5 protein-coding genes are annotated in these 6,125 nt (G+C 36.0%); 2 read left to right on the top strand and 3 right to left on the bottom strand.

The window, feature by feature from the left end; genetic code table 11:
- Both AACY61_RS07290 and AACY61_RS07285 read left to right on the top strand, forming a co-directional pair.
- Positions 1-760: hypothetical protein (locus tag AACY61_RS07290; RefSeq protein ID WP_339610917.1), on the top strand; the 760-nt coding region annotated here is incomplete at its 5' end.
- 5 nt (positions 761-765) lie between these two features.
- Complete coding sequence (locus AACY61_RS07285) at positions 766-1,995, top strand: T9SS type A sorting domain-containing protein (RefSeq protein WP_339610916.1); 1,230 nt, start codon at positions 766-768, stop codon at positions 1,993-1,995.
- 48 nt (positions 1,996-2,043) lie between these two features.
- On the opposite strand, the gene AACY61_RS07280 is transcribed toward AACY61_RS07285, so the two are convergent.
- The 3 genes from AACY61_RS07280 to AACY61_RS07270 all read right to left on the bottom strand — a co-directional run.
- Entirely contained in the window at positions 2,044-4,449 is a 2,406-nt protein-coding gene (locus AACY61_RS07280; RefSeq protein ID WP_339610915.1) for a TonB-dependent receptor, read from the bottom strand.
- A 2-nt stretch (positions 4,450-4,451) separates the two neighbouring features.
- Positions 4,452-5,174 (bottom strand): DNA repair protein RecO, encoded by a 723-nt coding sequence (recO, locus tag AACY61_RS07275; protein WP_339610914.1) that lies wholly within the window; start codon positions 5,172-5,174, stop codon positions 4,452-4,454.
- Positions 5,174-6,125 (bottom strand): two-component regulator propeller domain-containing protein (locus AACY61_RS07270; protein ID WP_339610913.1); only part of this gene is annotated, 952 nt, incomplete at its 5' end. The genes recO and AACY61_RS07270, both read right to left, overlap by 1 nt.

The following is a 6,125-nucleotide window of genomic DNA, read 5'->3' as shown; positions in this document are numbered from 1 at the left end:
TTTCAACGGTTGGGAAATTGGAAACAAAACCGGAGCTAATTTTATTACAACCACCAATGAAAAAAAATTGATTGCCGGTGGTAACAATGTGATCTTCGATGATATACAGCTAGCACCCCAAGATTATGGGACTGTTTATTTAACCTTTAATTTTTTGACTAAAGAAATAACCAGTAAAACAATATATACATACCACGTGATTCAAAGAGATAAAGCCACAAACCAAATAGTGGGAGGAGAAACTTATGAGATTAGAAAACAACCTCGACCGGGTTTTGTAGCAGATGCCGGAGACGATGAAGAAGTTGAAAAGAACCAAAGCGTCACAATACAAGCTGATGACATCAATGAAGATGCGGTTTATAATTGGTATGACACAGAAGGAAACCTCATTGCAACAGGGAGTACATTAACCGTATCACCGGAGTTTTCAATACAATACAAATTGGAAATCATTTCAGATATAGATGGACTAAAAGATTATGATGACATAGCGGTAACTGTAAACCCCTATAGAATAATTAGTATATCTCCCAATCCAACAAATTCACAAATAACGGTTAATTATCAGGCTGATGGGGCAAACTCATCCTTTGTAATGGTCGTTAACCAAAACACTGGAAATTCAGAAAACTATATATTAGATACTTCTCTAAACACAGTGAATATAGATTTAAGTCATTTACCAAATGCCTTGTATAGCGTTATTTTGATAGCAGACGGTGAAATACAAGATTCTAAAAACTTACTTAAAAATTAAACATCATGAAATCAATAAATAAATTAAACCTGATTTTGATTGTCATTTTTATTTTCAATCTACCCATTACAATAGTGAGTTTAAATTCTTTCAATCTGTATGCACAGAATCCCGATTTATTAGAAAATTCCTGGTTTGTTCACAGTACAAGAAATATTAGTACAAATAATTTTTTAGATGACATTTTAAATACTGATCCAGAACTTCGATTTGAATTAACTTTTTCTAATGATAAGATAACCTTAGTCGGTTGTTGTGGTGGTGTATTTGAAATGGATGTAAATTATATCGGTAATGACAGCCTTCAAATTTTAAACCTCACAGAAACTGAAGCTATAAATTGTAACTCTTCTTTTGTTTTAGATTTTTATAATACAATCAAAGGTGCTTTTAACAACCTAATAGGGTCGCCTATTGATTACCAAATTAGTAGTTACTCACAAATTTTATATTTGAATATAAACTATCAAAACAATTCAAGTTTTGTCAATTTAACTAACATTCCATTGGAAGATACTGATCACTCAACTTCACCTTACTGGGGTCACGAACCACCTAATCATCAATGGAGTTTAACGCAAGTAAATTATCAAGGGCAAACTATGGAATTGCCTTATGGAGCTGCACTTACAACAGCAGATATCTATGAAGGCTCGTTTGCTATTTCACTGTGTGGAGAAATTTTTGTTGCTTTAAATTCCAGTTGGTATTTAGATGTAGAAGAACTGATAGGTCCGTGTTTTATAAGCTGTGGTATTCTTGAAAACACTACGGGGGCATGTGAACTGGTATCTGGATACGATGTGAATTATCTAGAAACCTTTAAGCAAAATACTTTTAATTTTCTGAATGACAATATCAATCAAACGATGGAATATACATTCACATTTGGGGCTAACTCTCAAGATGCTAGAAAATTAGTAATAGAAGACTTCTCTCAAAACAAACTTGTTTTTCACAGTAATGAAAATTATTTGAGTACTACCGAAAACAGTTTACTCTCTGAAATTTTTATTTACCCTAATCCAGTTGTAGATTTTCTCATCCTTGAAGCACAAGATTGCACAAGTTGTATTGCTAAACTTTATAATATAACAGGTAAATTACTTAAAAATCAAAGTTTAAGCTCATCTCAAAACTTCATTAATGTTAAGGATTTTGATATAGGTTTATATTTTATAGTGGTAGAGAATGAGTATGGTAATAAACAAACACAGAAGTTTATAAAAAAGTAAATCCACTCAAACCCTTAATTAATTTGGGGTTAGTGAGAATTAAGAGCTTTAAAACGTGTACTTCATCGCCGCAATAAAATTCCTTCCCGGGGCTGCAATCCCTGATGAATAGGTTCTGTAACGTTGGTCTGTGATGTTTTCTAGTGAAGCCGTAAGTTGTAAAGCATCTGTCAGCTGATATTGGCTAGTCAAATTAAGGGTGTACCACCCAGGTGAATACAAATCACCGTTATTGTTTTGTGGGTAAATCTCAGGCTTATTGGCTTCTGACGGAGCGAGATTTTCTGCACGAATTTCTCCGCTGTAATAAACAAAGGCATCAATTTTGAATCGGTTGTTTTTCCAAATTAAATGGGAGCTTCCAAACTGAGGCGGCGCGTGACGCAATGTGGCTTTATCGCCGTTGTCCAGTTCTTCATAGCCTTTGGCGATGGTGTAATTGGACTGTAAACTTAAGGTTTCACAAAAGTTGATACGCACACCGGCTTCAAACCCATAAACTCTGGCATCGGCGGCGTTTTGAATGGCTTGTACATTGCTTAAATCACCCTGGTATTCAATTTCTGTTTCGCCGTTCAGGCTAAAATCACGGCGCACCAGGGCATTGTCCAATTTGGTATAAAATGTGGCCATTTCAACTTTTATAATATGTTCAAAATTAAAAATGGTTCCCACTTCGCCGGTGTATGAATATTCAGCTTCCAGGTTAGGGTTTGGTACAACAACACTACCGGGTTCTGAATCAAATATTTTTCCAATATCGTCAATGTTTGGAGCCCGGAAAGCCGTTGAAAAATTAGTGCGCAACCCCAAAAGCTCACTGACTTGAAAGTTGAGCCCAATACTTCCTGTAAGATTACCGGAATTGATTTGTGTTTCTTCAAATGGAAAATCATAAAATCGATTGTCAAAAGTGGCATCAATATTAAAATGGCTGTATCGAACGCCTGATTGCAAACTTGTTTTTTGTGAAATTTTCCAAAGCATATTCAAATAAACAGCATAGGATTGCCAAGTGGAACCGTCAGGATATCGGGAAGCGGTTTCTTCAAGTTCGTTGATGTCTAAATTGGTGACATTTCCCGATGAATTAACTTTATTATGTACATACTCCAGACCGTAAAATAAGTCAACAGCATTGAGGTTTTTGGTAAAATCAAAATTGGCTGATATGGCATCTACTTTTTCTTGTGTTCTAAACAAATTCGGGTTATCCACATCCCGGTCGTTACGACTTTCTTCAAAATGCTGATAAGCAACAATTAATTTTGAATCATCATATAAAAGGCTTTTGCTTGTGCGCTCGAGTTGTAAATTACCTGAAAACCATTTTTGAGGACCATAAAACCACTCTGCAGACCTTAAATTTCCATTTCTTGTCCTGGTTAAACGGTCATAACGGGCATAGTCTGAAGTTTCGGAATAGAGTAAGTTTAACTGAAAGTCCCATTTTTCATTGGGCATAAAGCGCACTTTTTGAGCTAAGCTTATCTGGTCATAACCGGTGGGTGTTTGTAAACGAGGATTTGAATTGGGGGTTTGTACATCTTCACCATCCATTGTTTGTATGTAAAAATTACGCAAGTAATCATCGGGGCCGTGTTTTCCCATTCTTAAATCTCCAAAATCATTGTATGAAAAACTGCTGAGAAATGCCCATTCTTTAAATCCAAAATTGAAATCAATATGGCCTGTTTTTTCTTCATTGGCGGTGGCATATCTTGCTATGGCATTGCCGGAAAAAGCCATTCCTTCTTCAAAAGAAAACTTAGGTTTTAAGGTGTAAAAATTCATGACACCTCCCACGGCATCGCTTCCGTAAACCACAGAACCGGGACCTAAAATCACTTCAGTGTTTTCAACTATAAAAGGGTCAATTGAAAGGATGTTTTGAATGTTACCGCCTCTGAAAATGGCTGTGTTCATACGCACACCGTCAACGGTCATCAAGAGCCGGTTTGTAGAAAATCCACGCATCATAGGGCTTCCGCCGCCAAGCTGACTTTTTTGAACAAATATTTTACCACTATTGCTCAAGAGGTCTGCAGCCGTTTGTGGTTGGGTAAACAATGCCTCTGAGGCACTAATACTCACCACAGACTGGACTATATCCTTTTTATCCTGACCAAATTTGGTAACCGAAAGTACAATTTCATCTAGTTGACCTGAACCCGGCTTGAGTAAAACAAGGCCATCGTTTTTTAAAATTTGAGATTTTGTAGTAAAAATTGGTTCGAAAGAAGTGTGCTGGAAATGAATGGTTTCATTGTTTAAAAACATATTCAGATTGATTTTTCCGTCTAAATCTGAAACGCCACTTTTTGATTTGTCAGGATTAAAAAGAGCAACTCCTGGAATAGGCTTTTTGGTTTCTGAGTCAATTATTTTGATTTCTTGACTTAAAGTAAAGTTGACTGAAAAAATCAGCAGAATTAAAAAGTACTTTAATTGCATTGTTAGTTGAAAATTTGATGCAAAACAGCGAGTGACTTTGGCTTTTTAAATCCTTGAATGTGCAATTCAAAGTAAAGCAATAATATATCAAGCGTATTTTGACGTTGCTTTTTGGTTAGTTTTAAAGTTTTTATCTCATCAAATTTTATGCCGAAAAGATGTGTTATTCCTTTATTTTCGGGCGTTATTTCTACACAATAAATATTTGAAATGTCGTGTTGAAAAACACCTTCTACTGGGTTGAATATGGGTTTGTTGATTGTAGAAGCATCTGGTGAAAAGCCTAAAAATTCAGTTAGTTTTAAAAGAAATAAAATGTGAAAATTAGCATAGCTTTCATTTTCATCAAGCCATTTAAAAGCTTCTTCTAAAAATGAATATAGAGACTCATTGGGTTCTTCTTCAATAATACTTTGTTTCAACACTTCTGACAAGAACAAAACCAGTGAAGATTTGACCACATTATTATGAAGTGATTTGAAAGGGTAATCAACTTTTACTTCCTTTAAATACTCCAAAGACCCTTTGTTTTTATGAAAAGCAGTGATTTCTAGAAGAGATAAAGGTTGAAAGTAAGAGGCTCTGAGTTTTCCTTTTTTAGATTTCAAGACCCCTTTTAACATATAACTTTTAATCCCGGAGCTTTTTGTAAAACACTTTACGATAAGATCAGCTTCTGCATATTTTACAGTTGAAATTACAAGTGCTTTAGTGTTGACGAGCATTACCTTACAATCATTACTTTGGCAACTTTGGTTTCCATTGCGTCATTTGTAGTGGCCATAATAAAATAAACACCGGATGAAACTTTATATCTTCCAAAAGCGGTGGTGTCCCATTGTAAACTACCTCCTTCAGAGACTTGCTCAAACACAAGGTTTCCGTTCACATCAGTTATTTTTACATTGGCACGTGCGGTGAGCCCATCAATGGTAACACTTCCGTTAAAATTAGGCCTCACAGGGTTTGGGTAGGCTCTTAAAGCTTCTAAGGTTTCATTGGGTGCGGTTGTTGTTCCGTTAAAGGCCATCAAGCCATTGGCAGTAGCAAAATAAACAACTCCGCTTTGAGGGTCTATAGCAATATCTTGCACATTGTTTGAAGGCAAAGGCGAGTTGTTTTTATTAAATCGCAACAAGGTTTCTTGTCCGTTTGATGAAACATAGAAAACTCCGGAAGTTGCAGTTGCAATCCACTTATTATTAGCTCCATCCACTTCAATATCAGTAATGGACTGCTCGAAAAGCAACTCTTGAGCGACTCCATCATCATCTAATATAATGATTGGTTGTGCGTCAACATTTGCGTTTTCCTGAAAGAAACCACCTACGTTAAAAAGCACCCTAAGCCCCCTTAAGGTACCTATCCATAATTGATTGCGATTATCAACACGAACTGCTCTGACATTTTTGTCCGGTAGATTACCATTTCCAAAATCTTCCATGATTTTCTTAAACTGGTTCGTATTTGGATTAAAGCCAATAAGTCCGTTGTTTAAGCTGGCAAAAAACACATAGCCTTCCCTGGTTATATCAAGTTTGTTTAATCCTACTTCCGATTCAGGTTCTGGAATTACACTTGTTAAATCAAACCCTTGTACTTGTCCGCCACCAGAGAGCTTATTTAAGCCCTTTTCAACTCCAGACTGCACAAACCATAGTGTTCCAGAATTATCA

This window comes from uncultured Planktosalinus sp., from assembly GCF_963973675.1.
In the GTDB taxonomy this organism is placed as follows: Bacteria; Bacteroidota; Bacteroidia; order Flavobacteriales; family Flavobacteriaceae; genus Planktosalinus.
This window is presented reverse-complemented; position numbering and strand designations above follow the sequence as displayed.